This window comes from Bradyrhizobium sp. Pa8, from assembly GCF_052588265.1.
Genome location: NZ_CP176767.1, coordinates 3,272,125 through 3,290,824, shown reverse-complemented (window position 1 = coordinate 3,290,824; position 18,700 = coordinate 3,272,125). Strand labels below are relative to the sequence as shown.

At 64.4% G+C, this 18,700-nt stretch carries 18 protein-coding genes; 1 reads left to right on the top strand and 17 read right to left on the bottom strand.

All coding sequences use genetic code 11. The features are described 5' to 3' along the window. Positions 1–2 precede the first annotated feature (2 nt). From ACKWRH_RS14790 to ACKWRH_RS14725, 14 genes are all read right to left on the bottom strand, one after another. Positions 3–1,649 (bottom strand): FGGY-family carbohydrate kinase, encoded by a 1,647-nt coding sequence (locus ACKWRH_RS14790; RefSeq protein ID WP_445221137.1) that lies wholly within the window; start codon positions 1,647–1,649, stop codon positions 3–5. 38 nt (positions 1,650–1,687) lie between these two features. Next, positions 1,688–2,461 (bottom strand): SDR family NAD(P)-dependent oxidoreductase, encoded by a 774-nt coding sequence (locus ACKWRH_RS14785; RefSeq protein ID WP_028155637.1) that lies wholly within the window; start codon positions 2,459–2,461, stop codon positions 1,688–1,690. Between the two features lie 40 nt (positions 2,462–2,501). Continuing rightward, the gene (locus tag ACKWRH_RS14780; RefSeq protein ID WP_445221136.1) at positions 2,502–3,509 is read right to left on the bottom strand and encodes an ABC transporter ATP-binding protein; all 1,008 of its coding nucleotides are present in this window, start codon (positions 3,507–3,509) and stop codon (positions 2,502–2,504) included. 15 nt (positions 3,510–3,524) lie between these two features. Continuing rightward, positions 3,525–4,355, bottom strand: a complete 831-nt coding sequence (locus ACKWRH_RS14775) for a carbohydrate ABC transporter permease (RefSeq protein WP_282518647.1) — start codon at positions 4,353–4,355, stop codon at positions 3,525–3,527. A 3-nt stretch (positions 4,356–4,358) separates the two neighbouring features. After that, on the bottom strand, positions 4,359–5,231 hold the full coding sequence (locus tag ACKWRH_RS14770; protein WP_445221135.1) for a carbohydrate ABC transporter permease: 873 nt from the start codon (positions 5,229–5,231) through the stop codon (positions 4,359–4,361). Positions 5,232–5,326: 95 nt separating this feature from the next. Further along, entirely contained in the window at positions 5,327–6,580 is a 1,254-nt protein-coding gene (locus ACKWRH_RS14765) for an ABC transporter substrate-binding protein (protein ID WP_445222404.1), read from the bottom strand. A 370-nt stretch (positions 6,581–6,950) separates the two neighbouring features. Next, complete coding sequence (locus ACKWRH_RS14760; protein WP_445221134.1) at positions 6,951–7,901, bottom strand: sugar-binding transcriptional regulator; 951 nt, start codon at positions 7,899–7,901, stop codon at positions 6,951–6,953. 6 nt (positions 7,902–7,907) lie between these two features. Beyond that, positions 7,908–8,570 carry an HAD family hydrolase gene (locus tag ACKWRH_RS14755; RefSeq protein ID WP_445221133.1) on the bottom strand — a complete coding sequence of 221 codons (663 nt, stop codon included), beginning with the start codon at positions 8,568–8,570 and terminating at the stop codon, positions 7,908–7,910. 69 nt (positions 8,571–8,639) lie between these two features. Further along, a complete protein-coding gene (locus ACKWRH_RS14750) occupies positions 8,640–10,556 on the bottom strand; it encodes a nitric oxide reductase activation protein NorD (protein WP_445221132.1) in 1,917 nt (638 codons plus the stop codon). Positions 10,557–10,566: 10 nt separating this feature from the next. Then, positions 10,567–11,379 (bottom strand): CbbQ/NirQ/NorQ/GpvN family protein, encoded by an 813-nt coding sequence (locus ACKWRH_RS14745; protein WP_445221131.1) that lies wholly within the window; start codon positions 11,377–11,379, stop codon positions 10,567–10,569. A gap of 59 nt (positions 11,380–11,438) precedes the next feature. Further along, positions 11,439–12,785 carry a cbb3-type cytochrome c oxidase subunit I gene (locus ACKWRH_RS14740; RefSeq protein WP_445221130.1) on the bottom strand — a complete coding sequence of 449 codons (1,347 nt, stop codon included), beginning with the start codon at positions 12,783–12,785 and terminating at the stop codon, positions 11,439–11,441. Between the two features lie 63 nt (positions 12,786–12,848). After that, entirely contained in the window at positions 12,849–13,301 is a 453-nt protein-coding gene (locus ACKWRH_RS14735) for a c-type cytochrome (RefSeq protein WP_445221129.1), read from the bottom strand. A 108-nt stretch (positions 13,302–13,409) separates the two neighbouring features. Further along, complete coding sequence (locus tag ACKWRH_RS14730) at positions 13,410–13,670, bottom strand: cytochrome C oxidase subunit IV family protein (protein WP_445222403.1); 261 nt, start codon at positions 13,668–13,670, stop codon at positions 13,410–13,412. Positions 13,671–13,672: 2 nt separating this feature from the next. Beyond that, the gene (locus ACKWRH_RS14725; protein ID WP_445221128.1) at positions 13,673–14,248 is read right to left on the bottom strand and encodes a cytochrome c oxidase subunit 3 family protein; all 576 of its coding nucleotides are present in this window, start codon (positions 14,246–14,248) and stop codon (positions 13,673–13,675) included. 130 nt (positions 14,249–14,378) lie between these two features. On the opposite strand from ACKWRH_RS14725, the gene ACKWRH_RS14720 reads away from it, so the two are divergent. Next, positions 14,379–14,546, top strand: a complete 168-nt coding sequence (locus tag ACKWRH_RS14720; RefSeq protein ID WP_212482727.1) for a hypothetical protein — start codon at positions 14,379–14,381, stop codon at positions 14,544–14,546. Positions 14,547–14,636: 90 nt separating this feature from the next. On the opposite strand, the gene mmsB is transcribed toward ACKWRH_RS14720, so the two are convergent. From mmsB to chvE, 3 genes are all read right to left on the bottom strand, one after another. Continuing rightward, positions 14,637–15,827: a multiple monosaccharide ABC transporter permease gene (mmsB, locus tag ACKWRH_RS14715; RefSeq protein ID WP_085399414.1), complete on the bottom strand. Its 1,191-nt coding sequence runs from the start codon at positions 15,825–15,827 to the stop codon at positions 14,637–14,639. Further along, positions 15,824–17,401: a multiple monosaccharide ABC transporter ATP-binding protein gene (gene mmsA, locus ACKWRH_RS14710; protein ID WP_445221127.1), complete on the bottom strand. Its 1,578-nt coding sequence runs from the start codon at positions 17,399–17,401 to the stop codon at positions 15,824–15,826. Before mmsA ends, mmsB begins: the two co-directional genes overlap by 4 nt. 219 nt (positions 17,402–17,620) lie before the next feature. Beyond that, the gene (gene chvE, locus ACKWRH_RS14705; protein WP_014496603.1) at positions 17,621–18,694 is read right to left on the bottom strand and encodes a multiple monosaccharide ABC transporter substrate-binding protein; all 1,074 of its coding nucleotides are present in this window, start codon (positions 18,692–18,694) and stop codon (positions 17,621–17,623) included. Between the last annotated feature and the right edge of the window lie 6 nt (positions 18,695–18,700).

Genomic DNA, 18,700 nt, shown 5'->3' with positions numbered 1-18,700 from the left:
TTTCAACCTCCGGCACCCTCGCGCATCGCTTCACGGCTGCCGCGATCGACCTCGCGCAGCAGCTTGTAGACCTCGCGCTTGCGAGCATGAAACGCGGCCATGCCGGACGCGGTCGGCTCGCTCTTCCGCCCCAGCGCCGACATCTTCGCCATGGTCTCGCCGATCGAGGCATAGGCACCGCCGGCCACCGCGCCGAGCATCGCGGCGCCCAGCAGCACGGGTTCTTTCGTTTGCGGCAGCGCGACGGTGAGACCGGTGGTATCAGCCATGATCTGCCGCACCAGCGGGCTGCGGCTCGCGCCGCCGCCCATGATCATGATACTGGAATGGACGCCATGCGCGGCAAAGGCCTCGATCACCTCGGCGAGGCCATAAGCCAGACCGCAGAGGCCGGCGACGAACAGCCGCTCCATCGCACCAACGTCGCTGTCGAGATCGAGGCCCGCGATCACCGCGCGGGTGTCGGGGTCGGCGTAGGGCGAGCGGTTGCCGATGAATTCGGGAAGCACATGGACGTCGCGGGCGAGCAGCGCGGCACGGCTGGCGTCACCGGCGCGCGCGATGATGCGCCGCTCGAGGTACTCGATGAGGTCGATACCCTCGTTGCGTGCCGTCGCGCTCGCCTCGGCATGGCCCGGATGCGACTTGAGGAGATGGTCGATCGCCGCGCCCGCAGCCGACTGGCCGCCCTCGTTGAGCCAGAAGTCCGGCACCATGCCGGAGTAGTAAGGTCCCCACACGCCCGGCACGAAGCACGGCTCCTTCGTCGTCGCCATGATGCAGGCCGACGTTCCCATGATGTAGGCGAGACGGTCGCTGACATCGCTCGTTCCGCCCGATCCGTCGCGCCCGCCGATCGCGCCGATGCCGCCGGCGTGCGCATCGATCAGCGACGCGCCAACCGGCGTGCCCGGCGACAGCCCGAGTTCCGCAGCCGCAGCTTGGGTGAGGCCTTCGCCGAGCCGCGTGCCAGGCGCGACGATCTCGGTGCCGATGCGGACGTACTGCTCGCTGACGAAATCGGAGAGGCCGATGCGCTTGAAGAACGGCGCGCTCCAGCCGCCGCCGTCGTGTGCGAGGTAGTTCCACTTACAGGTGACCGTGCAGGTCGAGCGCTGCAGCGAGCCGGTCGCACGCCAAGTCAGATAATCTGCCAGATCGAAGAAATGACCGGCGGCATCGAAACTTGCGCGCATGTGCCGCTTCAGCCACAGCAGCTTCGGCATCTCCATCTCGGGCGAGATCGAGCCGCCGACATAACGCAGCACCGCGTCCCCGGTCTCGTTGATCAGTCGTGCCTCGGCCGTGGCGCGATGGTCCATCCAGACGATGACATTGCGCTGGCGGTCGCCGGAGGCGCTGACGGTGACCGGCTCGCCTTGCCGATCGAGGACGACCAGCGAACAGGTGGCGTCGAAACCGATGCCGCCGACGCTGTCGGGCGCGATGGCAGCTTCCGCCATCGCCGCTCGCACCGACTTGGCGCAGGCCTCCCAGATGTCCGAAGACGACTGTTCGACGATGTCGCCGGCCGCGTGCCAGATCCGGATCGGATGCTTGGCGGTGGCAAGGAGGGTGCCGGCCTCGTCAAACACCCCTGCCCGCGTGCTCGTGGTCCCCACGTCGACGCCGATATACGCTCGCGGCATTGTCGCTCCCGGTCGCTCTCGTCAGTTTTGACGCAAGCCTACCAGCAAGTGTAGCCGCCATCCACCAGCACGATGCTGCCGGTCATCAGGCTCGCGGCCTCCGAGGCCAGGAACAGCACGACGGAGGCGATCTCCTCGACCTGCCCCATCCGCGCCATCGGGGTTCCGCCGATCCAGGCGTCATACATTTTCGGGGTGCTTTTCACGAAAGCATTGAGCGGCGTGTCGATATAGGTCGGCGCCACCGCGTTGACGCGGATGCCGCGGGCGCCCCATTCGGCGGCCAGCGACTTGGTCAAATGGTGCACGCCGGCCTTGGAGGCGTTGTAGAAGCACTGCTCCTGAGGCTTGTTGACGATGAAGCCCGACATCGAGCCGACATTGACGATGGCGCCGCTCTTGGCCTTCAGCATGTGCTTGCCGAATTCGCGGCAGCACCAGAAGGTGCCGTTGAGATTGACGTCGATGACGTTGAGCCAGTGCTCGTCGGTGACGGTCTCGGCCGGCGTCTCGCTGCGGGCGATGCCGGCATTGTTGACGAGGATGTCGACCTTGCCGTGGCGGGCGACGAGGTCAGCCGCGACCTCCGCCACGCGCTTCGTATCGGTGACGTCCATGATCGCCGTCTCGATGTCAAAACCCTTCGTCTTCAGGCTGGCCTTCGCGCTGTCGGCGACCTTGCTGTCGCGGTCGCCGATGATGACCTTCGCGCCGGCTTCGGCCAGCGCTTCCGCGCAGGCGAGGCCAATGCCTTGCCCGCCGCCGGTGATGAACGCGGTCTTGCCGCTCAGCTTGAATTTTTCGAGGTACATGGTGGTCTTTCCGTCTCTTGCCGTTTATTGCCGTTTCTTGTCAGCCCCGAAGCGCGTTGCCGCTCTCGTCGAAGCGGTGGATGCGCGCGGGATCCGGTACCAGCGACACGCGGTCGCCGGCATGCAGGCTCAATTCGCCGATGTAGCGCGCCGTCAGCATGCCGAGCGGTCCGGCATCGACATAGAGGAAGGTGTCGCTGCCCAAATGCTCGGCGACCGCGATCGTTCCCTGCCAACCGCCGGCTCCGTCGCGCTCGATCTTGAGATGCTCCGGCCGCACGCCGATCGTCGCCGCACCCTTCTGCAAGGCGTGCTCGCCAGTGACGAAGTTCATCTTCGGCGAGCCGATGAAGCCGGCGACGAAGAGATTGGCGGGCCGCTCATAGAGCTCCAGCGGCGAGCCATACTGCTCGATCTTGCCGCCGTTGAGCACGACGATCTTGTCGGCCATGGTCATGGCCTCGACCTGGTCGTGGGTGACGTAAATCGCGGTGGTGCCGAGCTGCTTCTGGAGCCGCGTGACCTCTATCCGCATCTGCACGCGCAAGGCCGCATCCAGGTTGGACAGCGGTTCGTCGAACAGGAACGCCTTCGGCTCTCGGACGATCGCGCGGCCGATCGCGACGCGCTGGCGCTGGCCGCCGGAGAGCTCACGCGGCTTGCGGTCGAGATAGGGCGTGAGATTGAGCGTCGCGGCAGCAGCCTCGACCTTCCGGTTGGTTTCGTCCTTGGAGAGGCCCGCCATCTTCAGGCCGAAACCGATGTTGCCGCGTACGCTCATGTGCGGATAGAGCGCATAGGATTGAAACACCATCGACAGCCCGCGCTTGGCCGGCGGCGTGTCGACGACGTTCTTGCCGTCGATCAGTATCTTGCCGCCTGAGACGTCTTCGAGCCCGGCGATCAGCCGCAGCAGCGTGGTCTTGCCGCAGCCCGAGGGACCTACGAACACCACGAAGGAGCCGTCGGCGATGTCCAGGTCGGCGCCCTTGATGATGTGCACGGGCCCGAAGGATTTCTGCACGTTCTGAAGTGTGATCTGACCCATGATCCGCCGGCCCCTTTACTTCACCGCGCCGAAGGTGAGCCCGCGCACGAGCTGCTTCTGGCTGAACCAACCGAGGACGAGAATGGGCGCGATCGCCAGCGTCGAGGCCGCCGACAGCTTTGCCCAGAACAGCCCTTCCGGGCTCGAATAGGAGGCGATGAACGTCGTGAGTGGTGCGGCGTTCGAGGTTGAAAGGTTCAGCGTCCAGAACGCTTCGTTCCAAGCCAGGATCAGATTGAGCAGCATGGTCGACGCCAGCCCCGGGATCGCCATTGGCGTCAAGACGTAGACGAGCTCGCGGCCGATGGTGGCGCCGTCCATGCGCGCGGCTTCCAGGATGTCGCGCGGGATCTCCTTGAAATAGGTGAACAGCATCCAGATCACGATCGGCAAATTGCCGAGGCAGAGGATGAAGACGAGGCCAATGCGGGAATCGAGCAGGCCGAAGGTCTTGAAAATCAAATAGATCGGCACCAGCACGCCGACCGGCGGCATCATCTTGGTCGAGAGCATCCAGAGCAGGATGTCCTTGGTGCGCTTGGTCGGCGAGAATGCCATCGACCAGGCCGCGGGGATTGCGATCAGCATCGCAATGAGCGTCGAGCCGCCGGCGATGATGATCGAGTTCATCGCGTGGTGGAAATAGTCGCTGCGCTCCTGCACAGTCGCGTAGTTTTCCGTGGTCCAGTGGAAGAACAGGAAGGACGGGGGAATGGCGAAGGCTTCGAGCTCGGTCTTGAAGCTCGCCAGCACCATCCAGAGGATCGGGAAGAAGATCAGGAAGCCGAAGAACCACGCCCCGATCGTCGAGACCACCACCCGCTGCGTCGTCGCCATCCGCGCCATGTTTCAAGCCTCCAGATTGCGGCCGACGATGCGGACGAGGAAGAAAGCGACGACGTTGGCGATCACGACCGCAACGAGGCCGCCTGCCGAGGCGCTGCCGACGTCGAACTGGATCAGCGCCTGGGAATAGATCAGGAAGGCGATGTTGGTGGTTTGCAGGCCCGGTCCGCCGCCGGTGGTGACGAAGATCTCCGCGAACACCGTGAGCAGGAAGATGGTCTCGATCAGGATCACCACGGTGATGGGCCGCGCCAGGTGCGGCAGCGTGATGTAGATGAAGGTCGAGACGGCGCTGGCGCCGTCCATCTCGGCGGCCTCCTTCTGCTCCTCGTCGAGCGATTGCAGCGCGGTCAGCAAAATGAGCGTCGCGAACGGCAGCCATTGCCAGGCGACGATCAGGATCACCGCGAGCAGCGGCGCGTCGGTGAACCAGTCGATCGGCGTCAATCCGACCAGCTTGGCGAGCCAGGCGAACAGGCCGGAGACCGGGTGCATCAGCAGGTTCTTCCAGACCAGCGCGCTCACCGTCGGCATCACGAAGAACGGCGCGATCACCATCAGCCGCACGATGTTGCGGCCGATCACGGGCTGGTCCATCAGCAGCGCCAGGGGGATGCCGAGCAGGATCGTCAGCGCCAGCACCGAGCCGACCAGCACCAGCGTGTTCTGGAGCGAGGCGAGGAAGGCGGGATCGGTGAGAAAGTAGCGGAAATTCTCCAGGCCGACGAACGCCTCGGAGCCGGGATCGAGCAGGCTGTAATGCAGGGTCGAGAAATAGATCGTCAGCGCCAGCGGAACGATCATCCAGATGAAGAGCAGCCCGACCGCAGGCGTCAGGAGCGCGCGCGCAAGAAACTGCGTCTGCCGGGTTGCCATCCACGCTTCTCCGCTGGCGGGAAGAAGGCGGCCATCCATCCGGGGCTGACTGAGTGGATGGCCGCAAGTTTGAGCTCAGGAGGAAGAGCTCGGGTTCACTTGATGTAGCCGGCGCGCTTCATCTCGCGCTCGGTGGCGGACTGCGCCGCGGCCAGCGCGGCATCGACCGTCATCGATCCCGCAAGCGCGGCGGAGAATTGCTGACCGACCTGCGTGCCGATGCCCTGGAATTCGGGGATCGCGGCGTACTGCACGCCGACGTAAGGGACGGGCTTGACCGTCGGCTTGTTCGGATCAGCCGCGTCGATCGAGGCCAGCGTCAGCTTCGCGAACGGCGCGACTTTCAGATAGTCCTCGTTCTGGTAGAGCGAGGTGCGCGTGCCCGGCGGCACGTTGGCCCAACCCTCCCTCGACGCCACGAGCTTGGTGTAGTCCTTGCTGGTCGCCCAGGCGATGAACTTCTCGGCCGCGTCCGACTTCTTCGAGCCGGCGGGAACTGCAAGGCTCCAGGCCCACAGCCAGTTGGCGTTCTTGCCGAGCCCCGTGTTGGGCGCGAGCGCAAAACCGACCTTGTCGGCGACCTGGGACTCCTTCGGGTTGGTGACGAAGGACGCAGCGACCGTCGCATCAATCCACATCGCGCATTTTCCGGCGTTGAACAGCGCCAGGTTTTCGTTGAAGCCGTTGGCGCTCGCGCCGGGAGGGCCGGCGTCCTTCATGAGATTGACGTAGGTCGTGAGCGTCGTCTTCCATTCCGGCGTGTTGAATTGCGGCTCCCACTTTTCGTCGAACCAGCGCGCGCCGTAGGAATTGGCCATGGCCGACAGGAACGCCATGTTCTCGCCCCACCCGGCCTTGCCGCGAAGACAGATGCCGTAGGTGCCGGCGCCCTTGTCAGTAAGCTTCTTGGCGGCATCGATGACGAAATCCCAGGTCGGCTTTTCCGGCATCTTCAGGCCGGCCTTCTCGAACAGATCGGTGCGATACATCACCATTGAGCTCTCGCCATAGAACGGCGCGGCGTAGAGCTTGCCGTCGACGGAGACCGCGTCCTTGATCTTCGGCAGCAGGTCGGCGATGTCGTAATCGGCGCCGAGATTGGCGAGCGGCACCAGCCAGCCCTTCTTGGCCCAGATCGGAACCTCATAGGTGCCGATGGTCAAAACGTCGAACTGGCCGCCCTTGGTGGCGATGTCCGTGGTGACGCGTTGGCGCAGCACGTTCTCCTCCAGCGTCACCCATTTGACGGTGATGTCTGGATTTTTCTTGGTGAATTCGCTGGTCAGCCCCTGCATGCGGATCATGTCGCCGTTGTTGACGGTGGCGATGGTCAGGGTCGTTTCGGCCATCACAGGGACGGCCAGCAACAGGCAAGACGCGCCGCAGACGGCGCCGAGGACGTGTTTCACGGTGACCTCCCTAGGATCGCGATTCTGAGCATATGCCCACGCGTTGGGCGTATGTTCGGACGGGGTGCGGCGCTTGTCAAGCAGGCGTGCGGGCGTTCCCGCAACTTATGAGTGCTGCGGTGCGGGATGTTGCTGACCAAGACCGATTGATTGCAGGCGCATAGCCGAGAAAGGTCGTCATGCCCGGGCTTGTCCCGGGCATCCACGTTCTTTGTGCCGCACGGAAGACGTGGATGGCCGGGTCGAGCCCGGCCATGGCGATGTGGAAGCACTCGGTCCACAAGCTGTGGCATCTCGAGAGGCGGAAGGCCTACCGCTCCAAAATCGCCCTTGCCGTCGCCTCGTCCGTGATCAGGCCGTTGATCAGGTGCCCGTTCAGTGCGGCCGCGATCGCCGGCACCTTGGCCGCACCGACCGCGGCGCCGATCGTGGTGGTCTTGGCCGGCACTTCCGGCGGAATGCTGGTGAGGCGCTTGTTGGTGCCGGCCTTGAGCAGGCGGCCCTTGGCATCATAGGCCCAGCCGGTGATTTCGCCGATCGCCCCCTGCCGCATCATCTCGAACAATTCGTCGCGGGTGACGAAGCCGTCGATGTGGATTTGCGCCTTCTGGTCCATCTGACCGATGCCGACGAGGCGCAAGTCAGCCTTGGCCGCGACCGCCTTGACCTTGGCGATCGGTTCGATCCGCACCATCTTGTTGCGCTCGTCCTCCGACGACATCAGGAACGGCAGCGGCATCGGATAGTGCCGTGCGCCGGTGCGGTCGGCGAGCCGGCCGACAGTGTCATAGAAGCTCGCCGAACCGTCGGCGGAGATGTTGCCGACCAGCGAGACGATCTGGTGGTTGGGCCGGTCGATCGGCGTGACGCGCTCGACGGCGGCGCGCACCGCCCTGCCCGTGCCGAGCGCGACGATGACCGGCGTTTCCGAACGCAACGTCGAATCCAGCAGATTGGCGCAGCGCTCGGCGATGCCCGCTGTGGCCTGCGGCGCGGCAGGATCGGCCGGCACCACCTCGCAATGGCTGAGATCAAAGCGCGCCTTCAGGCGTCCCGCCAGTTCCATGCAGGCGGCGATGGGATGTTCGAGACGGAAGGTGATGAGACGCTCGGCCAGGCACAGCGAGACCAGCCGCTGCGCGGAGGCCCGCGAGACCTGGAGCATCTTTGCGATCTCGTCCTGGGTGTGGCCGGCAATGAAATAGAGCCAGCCGGCACGCGCGGCATCGTCGAGCCTGGACTTTTCGTTCTCGACGGCCATGGCGGCCTATGCCTCCCAGAAATCGCTCATGTGCGCGAAGACCCGATCGGCCCCGGCGCCGGACAATATAGCCTGGCCGTCGCGCCCGCGATAATGGCTGCCGCCGACAAATCCCCAGACGGTCATGCCGGCAGCCTTCGCGGCTTGCACGCCGCTGACGCTGTCCTCGATCACCAGCGTGTGCGCAGGTCGGGCGCCCATTTTCTCCGCCGCGTGGAGAAAGAGATCCGGCGCGGGCTTGCCGTGCGTGACCATCTGCGCCGTGTAGATCCGGTCGCCGAAATGGGGCGCGAGACCGGTCACCCTCAGCGATAGCGCGACGCGGTCGAGATCACTCGATGAGGCCACGCAATTCGGCACCCGCAGGCCGGACAGGACGGCATCGGCATCGGGAATCGGATCGAGCGCCTTCTCGAAGGCGGTCAGTACGCGCGACTTCAGCCGGACGGGAAAATCGGCCGGCACCGCCTGGCCGAGTTCGCGATAATGCTGCGTGACCGCGCTCGTGCTTCGTCCGAGAAACAGCTCGAGCGCCTGCGCAAGTGTCAGCGATATCCCAAATCCGGACAGCTCGTCCGCCAGGCACTGGCAGCTCAAGAGTTCGCTGTCGACGAGCACGCCGTCGCAGTCGAAGATGACGAGATCGGGCCTTTGCCGGCTTCGGTCCATCCGACCATTCGATCATATACCCACGCTTTGAGCAATAGTTCACGGAGGGAGGCATATGGCGTCCGGGGGTCAATGGGCGACCTGTCGATAGATCGCCGGCAGCGCAGCAGGCAACCGACGGATATTGCCGACGATTGCGTAGCCGCTGCGGCCGAACAGCGTCGGGACGTAGGATTGCGCCGTCGCATCGACCGTCACGCCGAAGACCGCGATGCCGAGCCGCCGCGCCTCCTGCACGGATTTGCGGGTGTCCTCGACCGCAAAGCGCCCCTCATAATGATCGACGTCGTTCGGCTTGCCGTCGGTGAGAACGAGCAGCAGCTTCTTGCGCTGCGGCTGGCGCGCCAGCTCGGCCGAGGCGTGACGTACCGCCGCACCGATCCGCGTGTAATAGCCCGGCTTCAGTGCGCCGATCCGGCGCTCCACGGCGCTGCTCATCGGCTCGCCGAAGGCCTTGACCGTTTCGAGCCGCACCCAGGAACGCCGGCGCGAGGTGAAGGTGAGAATGCTGTGGTGATCGCCGCAGGCCGACAGGCCGTGCGCAAGCACCAGCAGCGCCTCCTTCTCGACGTCGAGCACCCGATAACCGTCGACCCAGGCGTCCGTCGAGAGCGAAACGTCCACCAGCAGCGTGACGGCGAGATCGTGCCCCTGCGGGCGCATCGCGACATGGATGCGATCGAGACCGCCGCCGCTGCCGGCGCGGAGATCGCACCGCGCACGCACGAGCGCGTCGAGGTCGAGGTCGTGGCCATCGGCTTGGGCGCGCATCAATTCATGACGCGGCCGCAACACCTCGAAGCGGCGGCGCACCTGGCGGATATGCCGGCGCATGGCGTCATCAGGCGCCCAGCCCTCACCCAGCTCGGAGGCCGCACCCGCGAGCACGCGGCAATGATCGGGCAGATAGGAGCCGCTGCGATAATCCCATTCGGGATAGCTCAGCTCCGCGTTCAATCGCGATACATCGAGGGCTTCCGGCGGCAGGTCGAGATCGAATTTGAGCCGGCTCGCCGGCTTGCCGCTGCGGCGGCTGAGCGTGATTTCCTCGAGATCGTCGGCTGCCTTCCGCGCATCCTCGTCCTCACTGTCGTCAGCCGGACGGTCGACATTGATCATCTCGGCCATCGCGAGGATCTTTTCAAAGCGATTGAGCACGAAGGGATCGCGGCGATTGGTACCGTCTTCGCGCTCACGGACGGCAAAACGCTTGCGATCGTCTGATGGCGCTGGCGCTGAAACCGGCGCATTCTCGTCGTCACCCGCATGTGCCGGTGAAAGCTCGCGTGTCCAGCAATCGCCCCAGAGCGGGCATGGCAGGATCGAATGATAGCCCGGCGGCGCCTTGCCCGGCAGCGGTCCCGTCCCCATCATCGCCGGCCACAGCTTTCCCACCGGCGGCGTATCGGCGCCGAGCAGAGCAAGCACGATCTGCTCCATGTCCTGCTCGATGCGCGGCAATGGCCGGTGCGGCCGCGCCATGGCCGTGGCCGCGGCCAGCCGTGCGTAGTCCTCGGCAAGGCCGGGACATTCCGTCAGCACAAGCACCGCGACTTCGCTGGTCCGGCGCAGCGTCAGCAGATCGCGCCGCAGCGGATCGGCCTCCGCGATCGCGTCGACCGGTGCAAAGGCAAACCACGCGGCCAGCCACCGGTATAGCGCAGCATTCAGCCGGCGATCGGCGAAGATCGCGATGTTGTCGGGCAGGAAGATCGTCGCGGCATCACGCCCGGGTTGCTCGAGCCGCTCGTCGCCGAGCCCGATGCGCTGCCGCCATCCAAGCCGATGCCCAGTCCGGCGGGCACTCGCGCTCGCGATCTGCACGCCGGTCTCGCCGCCAAGCGCGCGGAACATGATCGCGATCCGGCTGCGCACCTCCGCGAGCGACACCGCGTATTCGGCATGGGCCGGATAGCTTGCGGTGCCGCCGACCAGACGATGCCAGGCGCGGCCGACGGTTTCTTCAAGCTCGAGGAAATCGAGCATCGCATCACCCTCAGGATATCACGGCGCGTGCGACGTCGAGCAGTGCGGCCTTGACGTCCGCATCATCCGTCAACGGCTCGATCATGCCGGCCAGCACGGCATCGGCAATCGAGGCTCCGGCCGCGATCAGGGTGGCGCAATAGACGACGAGACGGGTCGAAACGCCTTCCTCCAGGTCGTGCCCCTTCAGCGCGCGCAGCCGGCCGGCCAACAGGACCAGCGGCCTGACATAGTCGGGCGCGAGCCCGCTCTCGGCCGCGACCACGGCGATCTCCTGCTCCGGCGGCAGGAATCCGAACTCGACGGCAACGAAGCGCTGACGCGTCGACGGCTTCAACGCCTTCAGCAGCGTCTGGTAACCGGGATTGTAGGAGCCCACGAGCATGAAGCTCTTCGGCGCGACCAGCTCCTCGCCGGTCCGCTCCAGCGGCAGGATGCGGCGGTCGTCGGTGAGCGGATGCAGCACCACCGTGACGTCCTTGCGCGCCTCCACGACTTCGTCGAGATAGCAGATGCCGCCGTCCCGCACCGCCCGTGTCAGCGGACCGTCGGTCCATAAGGTGTCGCCGCCCCTCAGCAGGTAGCGGCCGGTAAGATCGGCGGCGGTGAGATCGTCGTGGCAGGCGACGGTGTGAAGCGGCAATCCCAGCCGCGCCGCCATGTGGGCGACGAAGCGCGTCTTGCCGCAGCCGGTCGGTCCCTTCAACAGGACCGGGAGCTGATGCCGCCATGCGTGCTCGAACAGCGCGCATTCGTTGCCGCTCGGAACGTAAGCCGGGAGCACGAGCGCGGGTGTCGCCAGGGCGTGAAGTGCTGCTGTCATGGTTCTTCTCCGGAAATCATTCTGGAACGGCGGCCGCGACTTGCACGGCCGCCTTGCGTTTATTCGGCCGGTTGCAGGGCGCCTGGGATAGTCGCCTGCTTCTCGCGGCCGGGCACCAGCACCGCCCAGACGAACATCAATGCCGAGATCGCGACGAACACGCCGGAGCCGAGCCGCACCCAGTAGAAGAAGGCAAGCTGGTCCTGCACGTCCATGTAACTCTGGCCAAGCACGCGCTGGAGATGGACCTGAATCACGCCGGCAAAGGTCAACGCGAAAGTCATGGTCATCATCGCCGTGCACATGATCCAGAAGCTGGTCATGCTGAGCCACTGGTTATAGGGCGCACGTCCCTTGATCTGCGGGATCGCATAAGCCATCACCGACAGGTTCAGCATCACATAGGCGCCGAAGAAGGCGAGATGGCCATGTGCGGCGGTGACCTGCGTGCCGTGGGTGTAGTAGTTCACCGAGGACAGCGTGTGCAGGAAACCCCAAACGCCGGCACCGAGGAACGCCATCACCGAGCAGCCGACCGACCACAGCAGCGCGGCGCGGTTCGGATGTTTGCGGCCGGCCTTCCAGGTCATCTGCACCGTGAAGATCACCATGGTGAAGAAGGGCGCGACCTCGAGCGTGGAGAACAGCGAGCCGATCCACTGCCAGTAACCGGGCGCGCCGATCCAGTAGAAGTGGTGGCCGGTGCCGAGAATGCCCGAGAACAGCGCAAGGCCGATGATGACGTAGAGCCACTTCTCGACCACCTCGCGGTCGATGCCGTTGAGCTTGATCATCAGATAGGCGAGCACGGAGGCCATGATCAGCTCCCAGACGCCCTCGACCCAGAGGTGAACGACGTACCACCAGTACATCTTGTCGACCGCGAGATTGGCCGGATTGTAGAAGGCGAACAGGAAGAAGATCGCAACGCCCCACAGGCCGAACAGCAGGATGTTGGTGACCGTTGTCTTGCGTCCCTTGAGCGCCGTCATCGTCACGTTGAACAGGAACATCAGGCAGACGACCACGATGCCGACCTTGATGATGAAGGGCTGCTCGAGGAACTCGCGGCCCTCGTGGTAGTGGAAGAGATAGCCGACCACGGCCACACCTGCCGCGCCGAAGAACAGCCAGAACTGGATCTTTGCGAGCAGCGGGCTGTACAGCTCGGTCTCGGTTTCCTCCGGTAGCAGGAAGTAGGTCGCGCCCATGAAGCCGATCAGCGACCACACGATCAGCGCGTTGGTATGAATCATCCTGACGATGTTGAACGGCAGCAGCACCGACAGCGTGTTGGGCAGGACGTAGATGGTTCCGGCAAGCAGGCCGAACAAGACCTGCGCCAGGAACAGCGTCAGCGCGCCGTAGAAATACAGCATCGCGACTTTCTGGGTTTGATATTTCATTTCGGGTTCTCTCTGTCTTGAAAGAGGCAAGTCATTGAAGAAGCAAGGCCTTGAAAGAGGAAGTCAGCCGGCCTTGTTCGGCGGCCACGACTGGCGCTTGATCTTGCTGGTCCATTGCAGGAAGTCGGCGAGATCGTTGAGCTCCTGGTCGGTGAGGTTGAACTGCGGCATCTGGCGCCGGCCCTCCGCGCCCGAGGGCTGCGATTGCATCCAGGCCTTCAACGTCTCGCGCGCACCGGCCGGATCCTCATTGCCGCCCCAGCGATCCCAGACATTGCCGACTTCGGGGGCGAAATAGGCGCCCTCGCCCAGCAAGGTGTGGCAGTTGATGCAGGAGTTCTTCTCCCAGACATGCTTGCCGCGCGCGACCGACGATGTCAGCGTCGTCGCGTCCGTCGAGGTCGTCGCCATATAGTAGTGGCTGTGCGCCGTCAGCCCGATGAAGATGGCGAAGAAGAAGGCCGACCCGCCGTAGAAGACGTTTCGAGCCGCCGACTTGGTCAGGCGTTCAGCCATTGCCAGTCCTTTCCGTTGTGAGTCCAGTCGTGAGGAAGCAGTGATGCTGTATCTTGCCGATTGGTGCCGACGGGTCTTTGTCCGGGCGCAATCAACGCTGCGTTGGCGTCAGATCAATGCGACGACGGCGGAGGCGAGCCAGGCAAACAGCCCCACGATGAGGATCCATGCGCTCACCAGACCGCGCCAGAGCGCCGGCGCCGCGCGGAGATCCATGAAATCAAGCGCAATGCGGCGACCCTTGATGGCGGCGAAGATCAGCAACAAAGCGTCACCGAGCAGCGGTCGCGGCACTAGCTGTGGCACCAGGATGGTCGCCAGCGCGAGGCCGATCAGCGCGATCCAGGTGATGTCGAGGCGATCGGGCATCATCACCGCAGCAGATAGAGAATTGGGAACATCACGATCCAGACCAGATCGACCATGTGCCAGAAGGCGGCCCCCGTCTCGACGCCCGATATGTCGGCGCGGCGGCAGACCACGGCGAGAATCACGATGCCGAGACAGACGTGCAGGAGATGAAAGCCGGTCAGGAGGAAGTAGAGCGTGAAGAATGGGCTAGTCTCCAGGCCGATCCCGCGACCGATCTCTTCGGCATATTCGGTCAGTTTGATCGCGATGAAGAGGCCGCCGAGCGCCATGGCGGTGAGGAGCCACCGGCGCGAGGCCTGCTTCTCGCAGGTCCGCGCGGCCTTCGTAGCCCGGGCGGCAGCCCAGCCACTGGTCACCAGCACGACGGTGTTGAGACCAGCGAGATTCGAATCGAGCACCGCCTGCCCCGTCGCGAACACTGCGGGGTGGATCGCGCGCGCGACCGTGAAGGCACCGAGAAACAGACCGAAGGCGACGAGCTCGCTGAAGATCAGCACCCAGATCATGGGATCGCCAGGGAGATCTTCCAGAATTCCCCAGCCGGTTCCCTGTTGCTCGCAATCGGTCGTAGACATCGTCTTTCCGGATCAGGACACCGGGCAGACTTAGCTCAGCCGTCGCGATCCGAGTTTGTCGCCGGACAAACTGGCGGACACCGGGGCGCAGTAAGAACCACCTCAGTGTTCCACGGAGTGGTAGACAACGATGAGCGATGCACAACTCGGGCTCATGACAGCGACCCCCATCATCATCGCCTTCGCAATCACGCTCAGGCGGATGGGAGTGTTGTCGACGGTCGCAACGGTATCGGCGGTGGGCCTCTCCGTCGCGATCGCGGCGGTGCTATTCACGACGCAGTCACCGCTGCCGTAGGGTGGGCAAAGCGAAGCGTGCCCACCACCTGTCATGACCATAGAAAGATGGTGGGCACGGCGCATTGCGCCCTTGCCCACCCTACGGGACCTACCGTCGCTGATTGTACACGTCGATGCAGACCGCCCCGAGCAGCACCAGGCCCTTGATGACCTGCTGATAGTCGATGCCGATGCCGAGGATGGACATGCCGTTGTTCATGACGCCCATGATCATGGCGCCGACCACGGCGCCCCCGACGCGGCCGACGCCGCCATAGGCCGAGGCGCCGCCGATGAAGCAAGCGGCGATGACGTCGAGCTCGAAGCCGAGGCCCGCTTTCGGCGTTGCGGTGTTCAGCCGCGCAGCGAAGACGAGGCCGGCGAGCGCGGCCAGCACGCCCATGTTGACGAAGGTGAGGAAGGTCAGCCGCTCGGTCTTGATGCCCGACAGGCTTGCCGCCTTGGCGTTGCCGCCGACGGCATAGATCTGCCGGCCGATCACGGTGCGGCGGGTGACGAAGCCGTAGAGCGCGATCAAGGCGCTCATGATCACCAGCACGTTCGGCAGGCCGCGATAGGTCGCGATCAGGTAGGTGAAGTAGAGCACGGCGCAGGCCAGCACCACGCTCTTGCCAAGGAAGAACGCGTAAGGCTCGACCTCGATGCCGTGCGACTGCTCGCGCGCGCGGCTCTTGGCGCTGGCATAGACCAGCCCCAGCGCCAGCACCGCGCCGATCAGCATCGAGGTCGGATGCAGTGTGCCGGCTTCGGGCAGGAACTCCGGAATGAAGCCCGAGGACAATTTCTGGAAGGTCGGCGGAAACGGCCCGAGTGACTGCCCCTGCAACACCGCCAGCGCAAGTCCCTTGAACACGAGCATGCCGGCCAGGGTCACGATGAAAGACGGTATCTTGAAATAGGCGACCCAATAGCCCTGCGCCGCGCCGATCGCCGCGCCGACCACGAGGCAGGCGATGAAGGCGAGCGTATAGTCGACCTTGTACGTCACCATCAGCAGGGCGGCGACCGCGCCGACGAATCCCGCGACCGAACCGACCGAGAGGTCGATGTGGCCGGTGACGATCACGAGCAGCATGCCGAGCGCCATGATGACGATGTAGCTGTTCTGCAGCACCAGGTTGGTCAGGTTGAGCGGCTGGAGCAGCGTGCCGCCGGTCATGACCTGGAAGAACAGCATGATCGCGATCAGCGACATCAGCATGCCGTAATTGCGCAAATTGTTCTTGATGAAGCTGCCGTGCCGGCGCTCCTCGGGCAGCGAAACCGTCTTGTCGGTCATGGCTGCAATCCTCCCATCTCCGCGGCCTCAGGCACGCCGTTTCCATTGCTTCGTTCGTTGCGCATGATGGCGCGCATGATCTTCTCCTGCGTCGCCTCTGCGCCCTTGAACTCCCCGACGAAGGCGCCGTCGTTCATGACGCAGATGCGATCGCAGATACCGAGCAGCTCGGGCATCTCCGAGGAGATCACCACGACGCCGCGCCCGGCCTCTGCAAGCTCGTTGATGATACAGTAAATCTCGTATTTGGCACCGACGTCGATGCCCCTTGTCGGCTCGTCCAGGATCAAGACCTTGGGATCGGTCATCAGCCATTTCGACAGCACCACTTTCTGCTGGTTGCCGCCGGAGAGCTGGCCGGTCTCCTGATACACGTCGGAGCAGCGGATGCGCATGCGGCTCCGGTAGTCGCTGGCGACCTTCAGCTCGGCGATGTCGTCGATCACCCGGCCGGGTGCGACCTGGTCGAGGCTGGCGAGCGTGATGTTTTTGCGGACGTCATCGGCCAGGATCAAGCCGAGCTGCTTGCGGTCCTCGGTGACATAGGCAAGGCCGGCGTCGATCGCGGCCGCGACGCTCGGCAGCACGATCTCCCTGCCCTCCAGCCGGATCCGGCCGCTGATAGTGGTACCCCAGGAGCGGCCGAACAGGCTCATGGCAAACTCGGTGCGGCCCGCCCCCATCAGCCCGGCAATGCCGACGACCTCGCCGCGCTTCACGCCGAAATTGACGTTCTTGATCACCTGCCGCTCGGGATGAATGGGGTGATAGACCGACCAGTTCTCGACGGTCAGGACAGGCTCGCCGATCTTCGCGCTGCGCTCGGGAAAGCGATGGGCGAGATCGCGGTTGACCATGCTGCGGATGATGCGGTCTTCCTGGATCGGCTCGCTGCGGCAGTCGATGCTGTCGACGGTGCGGCCGTCGCGCAGCACGGTGATGTGGTCGGCGACCTTGGCCACCTCGTTGAGCTTGTGCGAGATCAGGATCGAGCCGATGCCCTGCTCGCGGAAGGCCATCAGGCGTTCGAGCAGCGCGGCGCTGTCGGCCTCGTTGAGGCTCGCGGTCGGCTCGTCCAGGATCAGCATCCGGACCCGCTTGGACAGTGCCTTCGCGATCTCGACCAGCTGCTGCTTGCCGACGCCGAGGTCCGTAATCAGCGTATCCGGCGATTCCTTCAGGCCGACCTGCGCCAGCAGCTCGCGGGTGCGCCGGTAGACCTCGTCGCGATCGATGACGCCGAATTTTGACGGCGGATGCGACAGGAAGATGTTCTCCGCGATCGACATCAGCGGGATCAGCGCCAGCTCCTGGTGGATGATGATGATGCCGAGCGCCTCGGAATCGTTGATGTCGCGGAAGCGGCGCTCCTCACCCTCGAAAACGATGGTACCCTCGTAGCTGCCGTGCGGATAGACCCCGCTCAGCACCTTCATCAGTGTCGACTTGCCGGCGCCGTTCTCGCCCACGAGCGCGTGGATCTGTCCGGCGTGAACCGAGAAGTTGACGTCGCGCAGCGCCTGCACACCGGCAAAGCTCTTGCTGACATTGCGCATCTCCAGCATCGCGGTCATCGGATCATGTCCCTTAGTCGCTGACTTCACCTCTCCCCGCTTGCGGGGAGAGCATAGGCCGCTTTTGGCGGCCGTTTCTTAAGAACGCCGAAGCAAAGCTTCGGCTATGCGCGAAGCGATCGGGTGAGGGGGAATCTCCGCAAGGGCGACTGCCCGTGGAGAAAGCCCCTCACCCCACCCCTCTCCCCGTAAGAACGGGGAGAGGGAGAAAAAAGAGCCTTACTGGAACTGCGACTTCTTGTAGTAGCCGCTGTCGACCAGAGTCTTCTCCCAATTGTCCTTGTACACCACGACCGGCTTGAGCAGGTAGGAGGGTACGGTCTTGGCGCCGTTTTCATAGGTCTTGGTGTCGTTGACCGTGACCTGCTTGCCGGCGAGTGCGGCGTCGACCATGTCGGCGGTCACCTTGGCGAGATCGCGGGTGTCCTTGAAGATGGTCGAGTACTGATCACCGCGCAGCATCGCCTTGATCGAGGGCACCTCGGCATCCTGGCCGCTGATGATCGGCATCGGCTGGCCGGCGCTGCCATAGCCCACGCCCTTCAGCGACGAGATGATGCCGATCGAGAGGCCGTCATACGGCGACAGCACCGCGTTGACCTTCTTGTTGCCGTAGTAGGCGCTGAGCAGGTTGTCCATGCGCGCCTGGGCGGTGGCGCCGTCCCAACGCAGGGTCGCGACCTTGTCCATGCCCATCTGGCCGGAGACGACGACGAGCTTGCCGCTGTCGATGTACGGCTTCAGCACGCTCATCGCGCCGTTGTAGAAAAAGTAGGCGTTGTTGTCGTCGGGCGAGCCGCCGAACAGCTCGATGTTGAACGGGCCCTTGCCGTCCTTGAGGCCGAGCCCCTGGACAAGCGACTCCGCCTGGAGCACTCCGACCTGGAAATTGTCGAAGGTCGCGTAATAGTCGACGTTCGGCGTGCCGCGGATCAGGCGGTCATAGGCGATCACGGTGATGCCTTTTGCTTTCGCCTGCTTGAGCACGTCGGACAGCGTGGTGCCGTCGATCGCGGCGATCACCAACGCTTTCGCACCCTTGGTCACCATGTTCTCGACCTGCGAGAGCTGGTTCGGGATGTCGTCCTCGGCATATTGCAGGTCGGTGTTGTAGCCGCGCTCCTTCAGCACCTTGACCATGTTGTTGCCGTCGTCGATCCAGCGCGCCGACGATTTGGTCGGCATGGCAATGCCAACCGTTGCCTTGTCCTGGGCGGAGGCGGTGATGCCCGAGGCCATCGTCGCTGCGCCGGCAAGCGCCAGCGCGAGGAATGTCGTCTTCAGTTTCAGCATGTTTTA